The sequence below is a fragment of the Gracilibacillus suaedae genome, from assembly GCF_017599345.1.
GTDB classification, from domain to species: domain Bacteria; phylum Bacillota; class Bacilli; order Bacillales; family Amphibacillaceae; genus Gracilibacillus; species Gracilibacillus suaedae.
Window position 1 is genome coordinate 24,794 of record NZ_JAGFVL010000009.1, and the last position, 19,160, is coordinate 43,953.

15 protein-coding genes are annotated in these 19,160 nt (G+C 38.0%); 1 reads left to right on the forward strand and 14 read right to left on the reverse strand.

Annotated elements, in window-relative coordinates; translation table 11 throughout:
• Nucleotides 1-430: 430 nt before the first annotated feature.
• Nucleotides 431-2,788: a glycoside hydrolase family 3 protein gene (locus tag J5J03_RS01060; RefSeq protein ID WP_231710548.1), complete on the forward strand. Its 2,358-nt coding sequence runs from the start codon at nucleotides 431-433 to the stop codon at nucleotides 2,786-2,788.
• Between the two features lie 279 nt (nucleotides 2,789-3,067).
• Here J5J03_RS01060 and J5J03_RS01065 read toward each other — a convergent pair whose 3' ends face one another.
• From J5J03_RS01065 to J5J03_RS01130, 14 genes are all read right to left on the reverse strand, one after another.
• Nucleotides 3,068-4,177, reverse strand: coding sequence for a GntR family transcriptional regulator (locus J5J03_RS01065; RefSeq protein ID WP_208585694.1), 1,110 nt, complete (start codon nucleotides 4,175-4,177; stop codon nucleotides 3,068-3,070).
• A 117-nt stretch (nucleotides 4,178-4,294) separates the two neighbouring features.
• A complete protein-coding gene (locus J5J03_RS01070; protein WP_208585695.1) occupies nucleotides 4,295-5,008 on the reverse strand; it encodes a YesL family protein in 714 nt (237 codons plus the stop codon).
• Nucleotides 5,009-5,032: 24 nt separating this feature from the next.
• On the reverse strand, nucleotides 5,033-6,118 hold the full coding sequence (locus tag J5J03_RS01075; RefSeq protein WP_208585696.1) for a Gfo/Idh/MocA family protein: 1,086 nt from the start codon (nucleotides 6,116-6,118) through the stop codon (nucleotides 5,033-5,035).
• A 41-nt stretch (nucleotides 6,119-6,159) separates the two neighbouring features.
• Nucleotides 6,160-7,038 carry a sugar phosphate isomerase/epimerase family protein gene (locus tag J5J03_RS01080; RefSeq protein WP_208585697.1) on the reverse strand — a complete coding sequence of 293 codons (879 nt, stop codon included), beginning with the start codon at nucleotides 7,036-7,038 and terminating at the stop codon, nucleotides 6,160-6,162.
• Nucleotides 7,039-7,065: 27 nt separating this feature from the next.
• Complete coding sequence (locus J5J03_RS01085) at nucleotides 7,066-7,899, reverse strand: carbohydrate ABC transporter permease (protein WP_208585717.1); 834 nt, start codon at nucleotides 7,897-7,899, stop codon at nucleotides 7,066-7,068.
• 18 nt (nucleotides 7,900-7,917) lie between these two features.
• Nucleotides 7,918-8,868 (reverse strand): carbohydrate ABC transporter permease, encoded by a 951-nt coding sequence (locus J5J03_RS01090; RefSeq protein WP_208585698.1) that lies wholly within the window; start codon nucleotides 8,866-8,868, stop codon nucleotides 7,918-7,920.
• Between the two features lie 55 nt (nucleotides 8,869-8,923).
• Nucleotides 8,924-10,216, reverse strand: a complete 1,293-nt coding sequence (locus J5J03_RS01095; protein ID WP_208585699.1) for an ABC transporter substrate-binding protein — start codon at nucleotides 10,214-10,216, stop codon at nucleotides 8,924-8,926.
• Between the two features lie 478 nt (nucleotides 10,217-10,694).
• Nucleotides 10,695-11,822, reverse strand: a complete 1,128-nt coding sequence (locus J5J03_RS01100) for an MFS transporter (RefSeq protein WP_231710553.1) — start codon at nucleotides 11,820-11,822, stop codon at nucleotides 10,695-10,697.
• A 355-nt stretch (nucleotides 11,823-12,177) separates the two neighbouring features.
• A complete protein-coding gene (locus tag J5J03_RS01105; protein WP_208585701.1) occupies nucleotides 12,178-12,756 on the reverse strand; it encodes a YdcF family protein in 579 nt (192 codons plus the stop codon).
• Nucleotides 12,757-12,779: 23 nt separating this feature from the next.
• On the reverse strand, nucleotides 12,780-13,742 hold the full coding sequence (locus J5J03_RS01110; RefSeq protein WP_208585718.1) for a D-2-hydroxyacid dehydrogenase: 963 nt from the start codon (nucleotides 13,740-13,742) through the stop codon (nucleotides 12,780-12,782).
• 340 nt (nucleotides 13,743-14,082) lie between these two features.
• Nucleotides 14,083-14,901 carry a carbohydrate ABC transporter permease gene (locus J5J03_RS01115; protein ID WP_208585702.1) on the reverse strand — a complete coding sequence of 273 codons (819 nt, stop codon included), beginning with the start codon at nucleotides 14,899-14,901 and terminating at the stop codon, nucleotides 14,083-14,085.
• Nucleotides 14,902-15,792 carry a carbohydrate ABC transporter permease gene (locus J5J03_RS01120; RefSeq protein WP_208585703.1) on the reverse strand — a complete coding sequence of 297 codons (891 nt, stop codon included), beginning with the start codon at nucleotides 15,790-15,792 and terminating at the stop codon, nucleotides 14,902-14,904.
• Nucleotides 15,793-15,834: 42 nt separating this feature from the next.
• Nucleotides 15,835-17,844 carry a glycoside hydrolase family 31 protein gene (locus J5J03_RS01125; RefSeq protein WP_208585704.1) on the reverse strand — a complete coding sequence of 670 codons (2,010 nt, stop codon included), beginning with the start codon at nucleotides 17,842-17,844 and terminating at the stop codon, nucleotides 15,835-15,837.
• A 74-nt stretch (nucleotides 17,845-17,918) separates the two neighbouring features.
• Nucleotides 17,919-19,154: an ABC transporter substrate-binding protein gene (locus tag J5J03_RS01130; RefSeq protein WP_208585705.1), complete on the reverse strand. Its 1,236-nt coding sequence runs from the start codon at nucleotides 19,152-19,154 to the stop codon at nucleotides 17,919-17,921.
• Between the last annotated feature and the right edge of the window lie 6 nt (nucleotides 19,155-19,160).

The following is a 19,160-nucleotide window of genomic DNA, read 5'->3' on the forward strand; positions in this document are numbered from 1 at the left end:
AATAGTTAGTTCTATCTAATCCGAGCTATGGTGAAAATAGCGTACACTTTGTCCCAAAACTCAAATATTGGAGATGAGAAGGAATTAGAAATTTTACTGATTATTTTCCTATTTTGTATGTAGGTTGCTTTACTGACCTTTTTTCGCTCTTTACTAGCAATCTAAAGAAAAACTAAGTTTTAAGTTTCTAGCATGCTTACGCTTCAACCCTAACATTAAAATAATCTAGAAAATCTTTAAATTGTGCTAGTACTTCTCGCTTTCTCCAACATAAAGCTATTATACAATAAGTTAAGTAAGCGGTTACAATATTAGAGGAACTTTATGATAATCTACGCAAAGGAGTGATTCATGAAAGCAAACTAGCACACACCTTAGAATCACCTATCACTGCTTCACACTTAACTATCTAATTTCAAGGAGGAAAACTATGCTAAAAGGATGGAAAAGGGCAATTGGGATTGTATCGATCACCGCATTAGTTCTAGGGATGCCTGGTCCTGTTTTCGGTGCAAGTGACAGTAACAATGGTAAAGGTGTCGGCAATGGTCTATCAAAAGACAACGGTCGCAAATGGTCCGTTACTGAATCAGGTGATAATATCTATGTTTCCAATAGAGACGGAGCTACATTAGGCTATTCAGCCAATTCCGGTGTGAAACATATTATCCGTCACGGATATGCCTTCAAAGATCTTAATCAAAATAACAAACTTGATCCCTATGAAGACTGGCGACTAACAGTTGAAGAACGCGCAGAAGATTTAGCCTCAAAAATGTCCATAGAGCAGATTGCTGGTTTGATGTTATACAGTTCTCATCAAAGCATTAACTCCGCAGAACTTACAGAAGGGCAGACAAGTTATATTACGAATGACAACCTCCGACACGTACTCATCACAAGTGTAGAAAGTCCCGAAACAGCCGCACAGTGGAACAATAATGCACAAGAACTAGCAGAAGGCTTAGGATTAGGTATTCCATTAAACAATAGCTCAGACCCACGTCATGGATCAGATGCAAGTGCAGAGTATAATGCAGGAGCTGGCGGTGACATATCCATGTGGCCGGAGTCTATTGGATTAGCGGCAACTTTTGATCCCGAACTCGTTGAAAAATTTGGTGACATTGCATCTGAAGAATATCGTGCACTTGGTATCTCCACTGCTCTTTCACCACAAATAGATATCGCAACAGATCCACGCTGGTACCGATTCCCTGGTACATTTGGTGAAGATCCAATGCTGTCAGCAGACTTAGCTCGTGCCTATGCAGACGGATTTCAAACATCAAAAGCTCAAGACGAGATTGAAAATGCATGGGGCTACAACAGTGTAAACACAATGGCAAAACATTGGCCCGGCGGCGGATCCGGTGAAGGTGGGCGTGACGCACACTATCCATTTGGAAAATATGCCGTCTATCCTGGTAACAACTTTGATGAACATCTTGTTCCATTTTTAGAAGGAGCATTTGATTTACGAGATGGAACAGACTCTGTTTCTGCAATTATGCCTTATTATACAATCTCTTGGAATCAAGATCCAAAACATGGAGAAAACGTAGGGAATGCTTATAGTAAATATATGATTAGTGATCTCCTCCGCCAAAAATATAACTTCGATGGCGTTATCACGACCGACTGGGGTATTACAGATGATATCGGATATGAACTGGAGGATATGGAAAAATTCGGATACGGAAGCTCATGGGGAGTAGAGCACTTATCGGTTCCTGAACGATTCTATAAAGTTATCATGAATGGAGTCGACCAATTTGGTGGTGTTGATGAATCAGAGGACATCCTTAAAGCTTATGAGCTTGGCGTAGAAGAGCATGGTGAAGTATTAATGCGCCAGCGTTTCGAAGAATCTGCTATTCGCTTATTAAAGAATGTCTTCCAAGTGGGATTATTTGAAAATCCTTATCTTAATGTAGAAGAAACAGGTGAAATTGTCGGAAATCCAGAATTTATGCAAGCAGGATTTGAAGCACAACTTAAATCAATTGTAATGCTAAAAAACAAAGAAAATGTTCTACCAGTCCAATCTGAAAACAGTGACAGATTAACCGCATATGTACCTGAGCGCTGGCATCCCCCTGTTAAATCACGTTTCGGTGGTGGCGTTACTCCTGGTTACTATGAAGTACCATTTAATATGGATGTAGTGGAACAGTATTACAATGTGACAACAGATCCAGAAGAGGCAGACTTTGCCCTTGTAGGGATCATGAGCCCTGACGGTGGCTTAGGATATTCTGTAGAAGATCGTAAAGACGGTGGCAATGGTTATTTACCAATCAGTTTACAATACAGTGAATATACAGCAGAACACGCACGATCAGAAAGTGTTGCTGGAGGTCATCCGACAGAAGACTTTACAAATAGAACGTATCAAGACAAAACTGTAACAGCAGCTAACACCCAAGACCTTGACCTTGTCCTAAAGACAAAAGAACAAATGGGTGACAAACCAGTGGTTGTCTCTGTACAAACAAATAACCCATTTGTAATTGGAGAATTTGAAGAACATGCAGATGTGATTTTAACTAATTTCGGCGTACAAGATCAGGCTTTGCTTGAAATTGTTTCAGGTGATGTGGAACCTTCAGGGCTGTTACCTTTTCAAATGCCAGCTGACATGAAAACGGTGGAAGAACAATTTGAAGATGTGCCACATGACATGGAAGTACATGTAGATTCGGCAGGAAATGCTTATGACTTTACATTTGGGTTGAACTGGGATGGTGTGATTTCAGATGAGCGCGTAGAAAGATACAATAAATAACTTCACAAAAGCCACTCCTTGTAATGGGTGGCTTTTGTTTCGGGATTTACTTTTGGTGATTTTTGAACTTTTTAAAAATTTATTTTGGATGGATCAATCGTTTCAGGTTAATACTGTTCTATAATTTTGTTAGCTAAATCTACGGAGTTAGGATCTCTTTTTAGTTTTCCCATTTAAAAAACTCCTTTAGCTTTATACTTTTATTCTAACAAATTAAAAACTGTGAGAGTAAGAAATCGTACGCATTTCTTACTCTCACACTTCTCGCTTTTTGATTAGTTATAACTCCGAAGTGATGACATTAACATGTGGCTGAGTTGAATTTCCTTCATGGAAGGTAGCTTTGATCTCTTCTTTCTCAGATTCTAAGCCATTCTCTTGCATTTTTAATAGTTTTTGAACAGCTCGCCTGCCAATTTCTCCTTCATTCTGCTTTAAGTGTGTAAAACTCCACTCCATTGAGCCTAACGCTGGGCTGTCAAAGGAGAGTATCGAGATATCTTCAGGTACTTTTTTATCCAGCTGTTCCACTGCAATCTTCGCTAAGACGGCAATTTTATATTCTAAAGCCATTAATGCGGTTAAATCAGGGTTCTCTATTAAATATTGTTTAATCAATTCAATATCTCTCTTTTCCGTAGTTGGAACTCTTTTGATGGTATCACACCAATACGCTTTATTTACACTAACCTCATTTTCCGCAAAGGCGCTTACAACACCATTTAATCGTTCTTCTATCGTCGTAATTTCAAAATCCTCTGGAATAAGTATACCTATATGTTCATGACCAATATCAAATAAATATTTAATCCCTTTCTTAGCAGCATTAAAATTATCCGAAGATACAGACGGAGCAGCAATACCTTTAAAACTACGGTCAATTAATACAAATGGGAATTTATTCACAATCATTTTCATAATTTCCAAACTATAATGCTCAGATTTTGCGGGAAATACAATCAGTCCATCGACACCAAATGCCAATAACTCTTTAATTGCTTTTTCTTCACGTTCTGGTATACCATGTGAACGCTTCAACATAATGAAACATTTGCCATCTGCCTCTTCCTCGATCGCCTCAATAATCCCTGTACCATAGCTGTCAGCAAAATTGGGGACAATCAAGCCAAATACTGGCTTTGTTTGATTTTTTTCTTCAATATGGTCCGATACTTGACTCGTATTCAAAACAAATGTCCCTTTTCCTCTTTGTCGATATACGAAACCTTCTTGAACCAACTTTTCTAGTGCCTTCTTACTAGTTATACGACTCACTGAAAACGCCTCTGCTATCTCTTTTTCAGAAGGTATCTTTTCACCAGTTTTATATTTCAATGAAAGAATATCTTGTTTCAGAGATTCATACACTTGCTCATACAATGCTCTCATTTTTATCACCTCAAGATCAACGATGTATACTCCATTAATATATTATTATAACAAAAAAAGAGGGCAGTCATAAATTATTCCTTTTTTTCCATAAGCAAAAGGTTAACTAGCTAGTAGCTAGTTAACCTTTTCAGAAGTTATTGGTATTGTCTTCACCATTTTAGTAAAAAAGCGATAAAAACCATAAAACGCGATATAAGCTATGAGTGATCCAAGGAAAAACGGAATCAGAAATGTAGTTATTTGAAAGCTGCAATATATAACAATTAAGCTTATAATACCAATTATGAGTGTTAGCAATGGGTTAACAAAACATATTATGATAGCATTTTTTATGGCTTGAAATAGCTTCGTATGAACATGTACAGTCACAGAAAAGAAATGTAATGTAATGACGATTAGGAAAAAAACGATCAACATAAATACATACATAAAACTTTCATTTACATAATTTACAAAGAAGAAATAATCAACCACTAAAATAATCCAAAGAAAGGTAAAAATACTTCCTCCTAGCATACTTCTGACATAATTAGCTTTCCAATTCGTTACAAAAAGCTTTAATATGCTCGTATCATCGTCTACGAACATGATCCTATGTCGTAGTACAGCAAACATAGCTGTAGTGGATGGGAAAAACAATAATGGAACTAAAATAAGGATATATACGCAAAACGCCAATACTTCTATTTGATCGTCGACGACCAATAACATAAAAGCTAAATAAGCGATAGGCATGTTAAATAAAAACCATAGCAAATTAGTGACAACTATCATCATTAACCAGTCGGTCACTTTATATACTTTTCCTGCTAGGCCATCTAGTTCCATGTTATCGCTCCTTTAGTCAATTAATCAAATTTCTGGAATATGAATTTCTACCTCTCTTCCTAATTCTGACGATCGCAAGATGCCATCAATAATGGCTTGGTTGATCAAGATCTCTTCAGCAGGAATCGGTGCCGATTTTCCTTCTTTTACTGCCGTAACGAAATCACGTACCTTTTCTCTAAAAATATCAATAGTATGCTCCTTTACAGGAATGAATGTCTCTACATGATGATGATGAAGATCATGGAATAATTCAATGGATCCGATACCACCATCCCAAACACCACTCCACGGACCCTTACCGGCCGGTGTTAATTTCAAGCCGGCATCTGTTCCAAGAAATAAGGTTGGTCCTAAAGAATCCATATGCATGGCCCAGGAGATTTTGAAATTCAATACTTTACCACCTTCTAGCCGAACCATCGCTACACCAAAGTCTTCTACTTCAAACTTATCAGCTTCAGGGTGATAAGCTGGATTCGTTCCAAATAAATTAGAGGTATAAGCCGATACCGTTAATGGCTTAGGATAATTTAATGCATTTAAGACTAAATCTAATGAATAACAACCAATATCCGCCATTGCTCCTGCTCCAGCTAATTCTTTATTAATAAATGTTCCGCCTGGCATTCCTCTACGACGACCACCACCAGCTTGCATATAATAGATATCCCCTAGTTTGCCAGAATCGATTATTTCTTTAACCGCTATCATATTGGGATCATATCTTGGTTGGAACCCTACACTTAAAATTCTGTCATTATCTTTTGCTGCTTTTACCATATCAATACCTTGATCTAATGTTACAGCTAGTGGCTTTTCAACTAATACGTGCTTACCTGCATTCAACGCTTCAACTGAGGCAGAATGATGGGCTACATTTGGCGTACAAACGCTTACAGCTTCAATATCTAACGCTAATAATTCTCTTACACTATCACATGCCACTGCACCTTCTATTCCAAGCTGATCAATAAAATTTTGTGCCTTACCTGGTATAATATCTGCCACACCAATAATTTCTACATCTGGAAAACTTAAATAAGCTCTCGCATGAGCGGTTGCAATTCCACCGCTTCCAATAATTCCAATCTTCACTTTACTAGTCATCATAACGCTCCTTTTATGTCCATTCATTTAATAGCCATCATTTATTTAAAATATCTCTCTAAATGTTCCTTCGATTTGATAATGCCTTGCTTTTCTAATGCAAGAGAACCCCAATACCGGTGATCTTCTAATTCGATACTTATCGGCCCTTTATAACCTATAGCTTCAAGACCTATAGCCACTTTCCCCCAGTCTACTTCTCCATGACCTGGTATCGTATATCTCCAAGACCCTTCCGAAAAGTCAATATTTGTTCCAAATGTTGCTGGTAAAACTCCGTATTCATATAACTCTTGCTGTAATATTTCTGTATCTTTGCCGTGGCAGTAATTTATATGTTCACCGAATTCTGTTAATACCCTCATGTAATCTATCCCTAAGCGCACCAGATGAGACGGATCAAAATTCAAACCAAAATGTTTTGAAGGAATCGAACGAAACATCACCCTTAGCATCTCAGGTGTACAACCAATTGTCGGATAGTGTGGAGCTGGACCCGGATACCCTTCTAAAGCAATATAGAGATCCTCTCTTTCTGCATGTGCAACAATTTCAGGGAACGTTTCTTTCCATAATTCAAAGCTTTTTGACCTCGGCGTACTATTCTCCTCAGGAATCAAGCACATAAAAAGCACCTTTCCACCTAAAGCAGCGACCTCTGACATCTGTTCTTTTAAATCGGATACCGCCTGTTTCCTTTTATAACTGTCTAGACTTAATAATTTTGTGTTTCCCACTGCGCCTCGCCCATCAATGGAGCCTACTTGAAGCCCATAATTATCAAGCGTTTCTTTTATATCTTGATTCCATTCCGGAACATCCATCACTTCTAAACCAATACTCGCTCCCCAGTTAGCAGCATATTCCAGACCTTCTCCTCCAATATTCGGAGATAAACGCATACCAATTAAATAATCCATCTCGATAACCTCCTATTGAAAACTAATTTATTTGATACCACTAAAGGTAATCCCTTGAATAAATGTCCGCTGCATAAAGAAAAATAGAATAATAATTGGTAATGTCATCATAGTGGACACAGCCATCATCAAGCCCCATTCCGTACCTTTTTGACTTTGGAATTGCTGTAACCCTAGTGACAACGTATATTGTGATTCATCTGTAAGATATAGTAGTGGTCCAATAAAGTCAGTCCACACATTCATAAACTGGAACAGCCCAATAGCCAACACAGCTGGCTTAGCTAGAGGTAGCATGATTTGCCAATAAATTCTAAATTCACTTGCCCCATCAATTTTTGCTGCATCACGTAATGTGTTGGGTAATCCCATAAAAAATTGTCTCATTAAAAAAATGGAGAACGGTACACCGAAAAAGGCGGGCACAATTAATGGTAACGGTGTTCCTACCCAACCAATTTTATTAAATAAGAGAAAAAGCGGGATCATCGTGACCTGCATCGGAATCATCATCACTGCTATAGTGATAATAAACATCGTATTACGACCTTTCCACTCTAGCTTAGCAAAGCTGTATGCTACGAGAGGACAGGATATGATAACCCCTATTGTACTGAACACTGTAATAATGGTTGTGTTAGATAAGTAGGTGAAGAACGGAATATATTCTGTTGCTTCCATATAGTTACTCCATTGAAATGGATTAGGTATAAAATCAGGTGGATACGTAAAGATTTGTGTAACTGGCTTCAATGATGTGGACACCATCCACAGGAACGGTACTAAGAAAAATGCCGAAGCAATTAATAAACCAAAGTGAGCAGAGATTCTCAAAAGATTCTTTTTGGCTTTTGGCTGCATCACTAGCCACCTCCTTTTTTATTTCCCTTGGTAATGCACCCAACGTTTGGACGAACGGAAAATAATTGCTGTTAAAAGCATGATAACGATAAACAAAATCCAGGCCATCGCCGAGGCATAGCCCATTTTAAAATACTTAAAGGCATTGTCATACAAATACATGACATAAAAGGTTAGTGAGTTATCAGGCGTTCCTTGCCCTTGCGTCATCGTGTATGGCAAGGTAAATTGCTGGAACGCACCAATAGCTCCCATTACCAAATTGAAGAAAATTACCGGGGTTAATAATGGCAATGTGACTTTGAACGTTTTCTGCAGCCAGCTAGCACCATCCACATCAGCCGCTTCATATAATTCCTGCGGGATATCTCCGAGCCCTGCTAAATAAATAATCACAGGCTGTCCAATTGCCCATAAAGACATTAAAATTAAGGACGGCTTTGACCATGTCACACTTCCTAACCAGTTAGGACCCGTAATGCCAATTGCATCTAATACACCATTTACTAGTCCAAAGCCTGGATTTAGTAGCCACATCCACAATACCGCTAATGCGACGTGAGGTACTAAGGTTGGTAGAAAAAAAATAGTACGATAGACGGCCATCCCTTTCACTCTCATATTCAACATCATCGCTAACGCAACCCCAATAATAATACTTAAAGGAACAAAGAAAACGGCAAAATAAACCGTATTATAAATAGATTTCCAAAATAGACCATCACTCATTAATTGCTGATAATTTCCTAAACCGACGAATTCACCTGGGCTTAATATACTGTATGTAGTAAAGCTAAAATAAATAGAAGAGAAGAGTGGAAACGCATAAAATAGTATTAAACCGATTACCCATGGCGAAGCAAATAACCAACCCGTAACGGATGAGCCACTTATTTTAGACTTCTTCCTAATGGGAACTTCCATGCTTTCCTGTATTAAAGGCTGATCAGAGTCTCCCTTTATCTTCATTTAGATACCTCCCTTTTAAGAGGTAAAGGAGAAGTGTTATCTTCTCCTTTACTGACTATTCTCCCAAAGCTTCTGTAACTTGCTGAGTTACTTTCTCTAAATTCTCTTTTGGTGTGCCATTCCCACGAGTGGAAGCCTCCACTGCATCCGCTAGTGCATTCCAATACAGTGAGCCTTCTGTCATTACTGGCCGTGAATTAGATTCAGGCAATATATTAATGAATTCAGAAAATATTGGATCCTCGTCATATCCTAATGATTCATTTACTGATTCAATTACCGAGAAGTCTCTACTTGTTTCGCTAAAAATCCTCTGCCCTTCCTCACTACCAAAGAATTTCAAGAATTCCCATGCCCCCTCTTGATTGTTAGCCCCTTTAGGGATAACTACAGACCAGCCACCAGACCAAGTTTTAAAATTATCACCAGTAGGAGTTGGGATTGGCGACACACCATAGTTTAAGTCAGGAGCAAATTTCTCTAAAGCTGCTACACCGAAGTTACCATCTATTTTCATACTAATCTGACCTGATACAAATGGATCCATTGCACCCGAACCTTGAGAATCTGTGAAACCAGCAATATCTTCCACGCCATATTCTTGGCCAAACTCCGTTATCCACTCAAGCGCTTCCACATTCTTAGGATCATCAGCGGTTACTTCTCCTGTCTCTATATCATAGAAATCTCCACCAAATGACCAACCCCAACCATAGAACCATCCTTGGCCAAACCAAGGAATAAAACCAATTCTTTCAAAGCGATTTCCATCTTTAATCGTTAATTTCTCCGCTGCTTCTTCCAACTCCTCAATTGTTGCAGGAGGATTTTCTGGATCTAAACCTACTTCTTCGAAATGATCTTTATTATAGAAAAGCAACCGTGAATCCGTCGTCGTTGGAATCCCATATAAATCTCCTTCATAACTAACCTCTTCCCAAGCAAAATCATAATAATTATCTTGACTTATTCCATCTTCTTCTGCCATCTCTGTTAAGGGCTCGAGAGAACCTTGTGCAGCCCATGCAGCTACTTCAAATCTGTCAAAATAGGCAACATCAGGAGGGTTTCCACCGGCAATAGCTGTTAATAATTTTTCATTTTGCCCCTCACCCTGATTTGCTACATAAGTTGCTTCAATATTGATATCTGGATTTGCTTCTTCAAACGCTTCTATCACATACTCTACTGCTTCCCCAGAGGTGTCTGTCATAGAATGCCAGAATTGGACAGTATTTTCACCACCAGTATCCCCGCCGCTTTCTTCATCTGAGGAACAAGCAGCCAAAACCAAAACTATCGCTAAACAGAAACCAACCATTGACTTATGAAAGATAGAATTGCTCATTGTTACCTCCCCTTACTTTTTAGAATTTTAAAAGAAAATAAAAACCATTTCCCTCCTTATCATTTATCTGATGGTAATAGTATTGAACTCACCAAAGTTGTTATATCTTTAATCACACACTTGATGTAAACGTTATCATTAATTATACATAATACACTATTCCTGTCAATGATATATTTATATGTTTTATATAGGATAAAAATAACCGATTAATCTAAACACCCATTAACAGGTGTTATTTTGATAACTTATACTTATTTATACTATATTTTTTTATATCAATCAGAGTAATTTTCTGTAACACGAAAAAAATGATATCAAAAACATATCATTATATGTTATTCATTTTATTGATATGCACTTTTTCTTTCAATTTTATTTTTTCGATTGAATCATGAATATAATTTATTCCACAAAAATAGCTGCTGAGAAATACATCTCAACAGCCTAAATGACTATATTTGATTCACTAATCTCATTAAACTGCTTCTTTCGCTCTCACCTTCCTGTCTTTCACCAGCAAAAATACATATAACAAAATCGAGACCATAGCTGAGAATGCCCCTGCCATATAAATGTAACTATATCCAAAACCGGAAGCAATAAAACCAAAACCAATCGCGCCAACTCCGACACCTAAATCAAAGAAAGAAAAGAAAGTCGCATTTGCCATTCCTTTTCGATTATCAGACGCCTGATTTAGCGCCCATGCTTGAAGTGCAGGCTGTACTGTACCAAACCCTAATCCATACAAGGCGGCTGCTGTATACAGAACAAGAGAATTTGGTAGCCATGCTAATAACGCCATGGCGATTAAGATTAAAAAAGTCCCTGGCAAGAACACGACAATATGCCCTTTTTTGTCATACAATTGTCCGGCAAATGTTCTGGTGATCATTAAGAAAATCGCAAACACTAAAAAATAAACTTCGATTCCTGCAACCCCTTCTTGTTCCGTATATAACGGCAGAAACGAAGCAATTCCACCGAAACATGTCGTAATAAAAAATAATAGTAACGAAGGTCGCAATGCCCTCTTTTCCAATACATCGAACCGTGGAGCAACTACCTTTTTCGCCTCTGGGTCAACAGGTTTATATCTAATTTGGCTAGACAACAAAAGTGCTACTAATCCTAATGCTGAACAAATTAAAAACAAGGTCGCAAACGAAATATAACCGTATAAAGTAAGTCCTAATGCTGGTCCGAAGGCAAGCGCAATATTACCAGATAGACCAAAATAACCCATTCCTTCGCCTCGCCTGCTTTCTGGAATCAAATCTGTCGCAATGGTACCAGTAGCTGTTGTCGAGAAGCCCCAGCCTAAACCTTGGACACAACGCATAATAAACAAAAAGACAATACTAGTAATAAACGCATAAGATCCAATGGAAATAACGAAAATTCCCAGACCAATCATATAGACAAACTGCCTTCCTCTAGTTTCCAACGCATGTCCGGCAGTCGGTCGTAAAAGTAATGCTGAAAAAGTAAAAATACCTGTAATAATTCCTATAAACTCATCACTTCCGCCTAAATGCTGGACAAACAGTGGAATCGTTGGCAATGTCATCTGAAATCCTAAAAAGATAAAAAAATTTGCCATACAGATCAGGGCAAAATCCTTCGTCCAAATCTTCTCCTTTTTCTTTAGCGATTGCTTCACAAGCAGGACTCCTTTATTTCGATAGTCGAAACATATTATAACGTAAGATACATGTCGATGAAAACATTATGCTTCTTATTAGTAAGGTATATCCTATAACTTATTGGTAAAAAATGATACTTGTACTTCGAAGAAAGAAAGGGTCATGCAATATGTGGTGGTGGATTGTCGGTGGAGTGATGTCGTCGATAACATTCGTGTTATATTGCTGTTTAGTTGTAGCTGGCAGGGCTGATGAAGCAATGGAACAGTATATGAAAAGGAAGTAGTGTTTGGTAAACTACTTCCTTTTTTGTTATAGTCGCAAAAGTTCCCATATAAATTTTAGTACTTCGCTTGCTCCTTGCTTTCTTGTTTCATGATCCTTCCACCAATTCCTGTCATAAACATCTTCACGAACAGGGACGGAAATGACTTCGACATTTTCATCTTTTAATGTTTTTTGGAAGATCCATTTTGCTCGCGCTGAATGATATTTGTTGGTTACAAGAAGCAAAGTATCAACGTTCAACTGACGCAGCAAAGGGATGGATAGTTCGGCTTCTTCTCTCGTGCTTGTTACTTCTTTAAAGGAATGGATATCATCTGTTGATACATCTAATTCGATCAAATGCTCCGTCATAATCTCCGATGTGTAAGTTTCCCAACCTACGAGCGCACCAGTGACGATAATGGTATCACTCCACCCCTCATGGTAAAGTTTAGCTGCCTCCGCCTCTCGCTCACCTTTTCCACCGCTTAATACTAAAATAGCGTCTGCTTTTTTTGGTTGCTGTTCTAACACCAGAAGTTTATGTAAATTAACTAAGATAATCAAACCAACTACTAGCAATAATAGAGGAACCGTAAGGAACATCCACTTTTTCCACCCCATACTACCACTCCCGAACCAATATTTTAATACCCCTTATCATAATCTACGATATTTACATTTGGTGCACCAGACTCAAGATAATGCCTTAAATTCGGAATAAAAATATCTCGAATAACACGCTCTGTGTAGTGTTCTGTTGCTCCAGCTGTGTGCGGTGTTACGATGACATTTTCCATCGTCCATAATGGGCTATCTTCCGGCAAGGGTTCCGTTTCAAACACATCAAGTCCAGCACCGGCAACTTCCTGATTTTCTAACGCATGAATCAGCTCATCCTCTTTCACAATCGGTCCTCTTCCAATATTAATGAGAAAAGCACTATTTTTCATTAGACGGAACTCTTTTGCCCCGAACATGCCAGTTGTTTCCTCTGTCAACGGAAGTGTAATAACGACATAGTCACATAAAGGTAAAAGGTCAGCCAATTGCTCGGGAGTATACATTTCGTCAACATGTTCAGCTGGTTTTCCTGAGTGACGAACACCAAGAACTTTCATACCAAATGCTTTTGCGATTTTAGCGGTTTCCTGGCCAATCGCACCGACACCTATTACACCAATCGTTTTTTCGTGAATTTCTAATTTTAGTCCCGCATTATGCCACATTTTTCCCTGCTGTTGGCGCACATATGTATGAATTTTTCGTGTTAACCCAAGCATAAGAGCAAAGATTGTTTCAGAAATCGGGTAAGCATGAACACCGTTTGCACTCGTTAATGTCACATTTTTAGCTTGTAAAGCAGCAAGCGGTAGACTGTTTACCCCTGCGCTCCACGTTTGAATCCACTTTAAGCGATCATTTTTCTCCAACAAAAACGGGGCAACGGCTCTTTTCCAATGGAGCACGACTTCTGCTTGGACAAGTTCATCCGCAATTTTTTCTGTATCCATGTTTGTGATAACGTTCCATTCAGGGACCACCTGCTTCATTTCGTTGAACAGGTTTTCAGCTATGTTCATGTTAATAACGAGTGTTCGTTTCATGATAAACCCTCCCATTCTATGACACTATATTGATTTATTTGTAGTTTATCATGTTTTTAGAGATGATTGAAAAGGATTTAACGGTAGAAATAGCCTTTTTCACCGAATACCAGGAATTAATTTGAGCTTTTTTCAAAATTACTTGATTAGTGAACAGGATTTTGAGTTAGCGAATGTAACCGACTTTCCATCTGATATCAGCAAATAAAAAAGAGGTACAACCATAGCATAATAGGTTCTACCTCTCTTCTTATTCTTTCAAGCAATCCTTAATTATTCCAATTTTTTAGTCTCATACTGATTTATAACTAATCTTTAGCATGAGCATTACCTGTCCATTAAACTACTTAACAGATCCGCTTACTAAGCCTTCCACTAAATGTTTTTGCAAAAGAACAAAAATGATGATGACAGGTAAAACAGAAATCGTAGCAAATGCCATTAAATTATTCCATTCGATCCCATATCGTCCTACTGCATTAAAAATACCTGCTGTGAGTGGCCATAATTCTTGATCTCGATTAAATGTAATACTAAAAATCAAGTCTCCCCAAGCAAAGAAAAAAGAGATTGCTCCACATACTAATACACTTGGTAACGAAATTGGAATGATTACTTGCAAAAATGCTCTTAAACGACTACAACCATCAATATTTGCTGCTTCTTCTAACTCCTTTGGAATACCCATAAAAAAGGTTCTTAGCAATAAGACAGAAAAAGGAACTCCTAGTGTCGCTGTCGCCAATACAGGTGCAGCATATGTATTCAATAGCCCTAAATTGTTGAACACAATGAATAACGGTGTTAACACAACAGTAGCAGGTAACATTTGGGTGACAAGAAAAATAAGCATCATCGATGAAACTCCCTTAATCTTAAATCTTGCCAAACCGTACGCAGATGGTACTGCTAGTAATAAAACTACTAAGGTTGCCAAGCCAGCTATGATGACACTATTAAGAAAATACTGCCCAACATCCCCTTGCATCACTGCTATAAAACTATCAATCTGAAAATTTTGCGGAAATAGTGTTGGTGGTGTCCGAAATATTTCAGTTTGCGCTTTAAAAGCTGTTATTATCATCCAATAAACCGGAAAAAGAAACAAGGCAACAATCACGATACCTACTATGCTTAGCACCAAACTTTTTCTATTACTCATTTAAATCGCCTCATCTTTCTTGATCATTCGTAAATAAATTAAACTAATCACGAATAACATAATAAATAACACGTTAGCAACAGCTGCACCTAAACTGAAATCAAAATCACTAAACGAATATCTAAAAGCCAATGTTGAAAGTACCTCTGTTGAATTAATTGGTCCTCCACCAGTCATTACGTACACAACATCGAAAACTTTAAATGTATAAATAAAACCAAGCATTAATACCACCATGATTACCGGCTTTAATAATGGCAATGTAATATGAACAAGCTTTTGCCACCAATTCGCTCCATCTAAGCTGGCACTTTCATAAACATCCTGTGGCAGGCTGCTTAACCCAGTGGACAGCAATAACATGTTAAACGGAATACCAATCCAAATATTAGCTATAATTACACTCCATAGTGCTATGTTAGGACTGGATAACCACCCAATTGGTTCTTCAATAAAATAAAATGTCATTAACATCTGGTTCAGAATTCCTTCTTCGGATCCCATCATAAATTTAAACAATAAAGCTGTAACCGTCATAGGAATCAGCCAACTGATCATCATAATACCTCTTAAGAAACCCGCTAACTTAAATTTCATACTAAAAAACGAGGCAAGGCAAAATCCGATAATGACTTGAAAAAAGACACTGCCTACGGTATATACCAATGTATTTTGGATAGATATGCCAAATACTTCTTCTTCTGCAACGGTTCGATAGTTAGCAAAACCTACAAACTCTCTCTTACCTCCTGCTAAATTACTCAAATCAACATTTTGAAAACTAAGAATAATATTGTAAAGCAACGGATACCCTATCAACAGTAGCATAAATATAACAGCAGGAAGCACAAACAAGTAACCACCCGCATCTTTTCTAAGTTTCTTCCACACTTGGATCACCCCATTCCTTTCTCCTGTAATCTTCATTCACACCTATTCTTGTATAGGTAATTTAGCAGCATCTTTTAAAAATAATGGAATAGTGTCTAGTGATGCATCACATTCTATCAATTGACCACCATCAAATACTTCACCTGTGTGCGCATTTGTCCATGTTGCACCTTCAGGTAAATAGACATTTCTAGTTCGTTGCCCTTCATAAAGCACTGGCGCAACCAGCAAATCTGGCCCAAACATATATGCATCTTCAACATTCCATGCTCTTTGGTCAGTATAAAAATCATAAAAAAGTGGTCTCATCAATGGTGTACCTTTTTCATGTGCATCTTTCATTAATTCTTTGATGTATGGTCTAAGTCTTTCTCTCATTAACATATATTTCTTAAAAATGTGATAAGCTTCCTCTCCATAACTCCACACTTCATTGTCTGCACCACTCGGACAAATACCACCACCACTTAATCCTAGTGGTTCTGAATGTGGTTCTCGATCTCCATGAAGTCGGAACACCGGGCAAAATGCACCATATTGAAACCATCTAATCATACATTCTCTAAAATCAGGGTCTTCTGTATAAGCCCCCTGAAATCCACCAATATCAGTAGTCCACCACGGTATACCTGCTAATCCCATATTTAGTCCCGTATTAAACTGGTTCCGTAATGATTCAAAACTGGAGTCAATATCTCCTGACCAAACTAGGGCGCCATATCGTTGACTGCCTGCCCAAGCACAGCGCACAAGATTAACAATATTTTCTTGTCCTTCTTCTTTCATACCATCATAGAATGCCTTAGAAAACATCATCGGGTAGATATTACCAACCTGTACATTTGAACCAATATGATAACGGTAATTCTCAAAGTCATATACGTTATACTCTGGTTCCGCCTCATCTAACCAAAATATTTTAATTCCCTTGTCATAGTAATTTTGCTTTGCCTTTTCCCACACAAATTCTCTACCCCCAGGATGTGTGGTATCAAAATAAACGGTATTTCCTAAGAAATCATGTGTAATACGTATGCCTTTTTCTGTTCTCGTCAAATAACCCTTCTGCAACATTTCCCGATAGTTTTCACTTTTTTTATCAACTGTTGGCCAGACCGAAACCATTAATTCTATCCCCATTTCTTGTAACTCTTTCACCATCGCTTCTGGATCTGGCCAATAATCTGTATCAAATTTCCAATCACCCTGTGTTGGCCAATGGAAATAGTCAATGACAATAACGTCAATTGGCAAATTTCTCTTTTTATATTCACGAGCAACTTCCAATAACTCCTCTTGTGTTTGATAACGGAGCTTACATTGCCAGAAGCCCATTCCATAGTCCGGCATCATCGGAACTGTACCAGTTGCTCTCGCATAAGCTTCCTCAATTTCCGCCGGTGAGTCACCAGCAGTAATCCAAAAATCAAGTTGTTTGGTGGATTTAGCCATCCATTCAGTTACATTTTTGCCGAATGTAACCTGTCCAATCGCTGGATTATTCCAAAGAAAACCATATCCTAAACTAGAGAGAGCAAAAGGTACACTTGCTTGTGAATTACGATGCGCCAGTTCTAATGTACAGTTTTTTAAATCCAAAAACGGTTGTTGATATTGCCCCATACCGTATATTTTCTCATTAGGATCTGATTCAAATCTTTGTGTTAACTGAAAATCTCCACCCAGATTTGCTTTGAATTCTCTGGCATCTATTTTCAAAGCACTTGAGAATTCCTTTAAATTTTTACGATTCCTTACATACTCTTGTAACAGAACCTCCCCTTTCTGATTATAAAAGGTGGTTTTACCTGCACCTTCTGCTGAAATAACCGCTCGAATTTTGCCGTTTTCTATTATGGCACAGTCATCTTCTGTTGTAATATTTACTTTTATATTTGACTGTGGCAATAACGCCCAATCCTCTTCGGACATGGAAGATAAATAAGTAGAACGAACTCTTAGACTATTATCTCCCCATGGCTCAATCCATACTTTCTCACCATCAAATTCCCGTATAAGTCGATTTCCATGTACTGTAAACACACTATCCATTACTGCTCACCACTCCTGTTTTTCTCTTTGGTGAGGCAGCGTTTACCAACTAAGATAAATGCCGCCTCTTCTCATTACTCTGATGCTTCAATTTCTGCTATATTTTCAGCTGCTTCGCTTAACGCGTCCTCTACTGGTTGTTCATCTGTTAAGATTTTTTGAATCGCTAATTGAATTTCCTCTGATACTCCTGGCCAGTCCGGTGAAGGTCCTCGCGCCTCAGCCACTTCCATAATTGGAATAAATTCTTTTACAATCTCCTCATTCTTCCAATACTCTGCTTCATTTAATACATCCGATCTTGTTGGATAATAACCTGTTTCGATCGCGAACCTTTCATTTTGCTCTGGTTCAAATAACCATTTCATAAAGTCCCAGGCAGCCTCTTGATTACCAGTTTCTGTGATCGAAATATTATCTCCACCTGTAACAGAAGCAAATTCTTTATCTTTTGGAATATTGGTGACACCAAAGTCTAAATCCTTGTTTTCCTGAATTCGCTCAATCATCCATGGACCATTAATCATCATCGCTACATTTCCTTCAATAAACATGCGTGTCAAATCGTCTTGTGTTGCAGTTAAAATATCCTGACTCATATAGCCTTGATCGTACATATTTTTCAGAAAGTCAAACGCTCCGATTGCTTCTGGAGAATCCATTGCTTTATAGGAGCCTCCTGCTGAATAGATGAAAGGATAGAATTGGAATGTAGCTTCTTCAGACCTTACAGCAGATAAGCCAAATCCTTTAACCCCTTCCGTAGTTAAAGCTTCTGCATCTTCTTCTAGCTCCTCCCATGTCGTTGGCGGTTCTTCAATTCCAGCTTCTTCTAACATTTTTTTATTGTAGAATAAACCTAACGAATTTGTAGTTAAAGGTAGGCCGTATTGATTGCCATCATATATTGTAGAATTATAAGGTCCCTCCAAAAATTGATCCGCTTTTCCCCACGCTTCTACATCATCCGTAGTATCAGCCAAAATTCCCATTGATGCCATCGAAACATTATTGACCGTATCTGCAATTACAATGTCAGGTAACGTATTACCTGCAGTGCCAACAGACAATTGTCTATTCATCTCATCAAATGGCACATATTCGGCTACTACTTCCACCTTATCTTGAGACTTATTGTAATCTGTCAAAATTTCATTTAACGCATCTTCTGATCCAGTGTAGTAATGCCATAATAAAATTTCTTCTTTCCCATCATTCTCTTCTTGCTGGGCATTCTCCTCATTATTTCCACATGCAGTTAACACAACTAGTAAAATCAAAGTTAAACTAACAACTATTTTATTCTTCATTGTTAC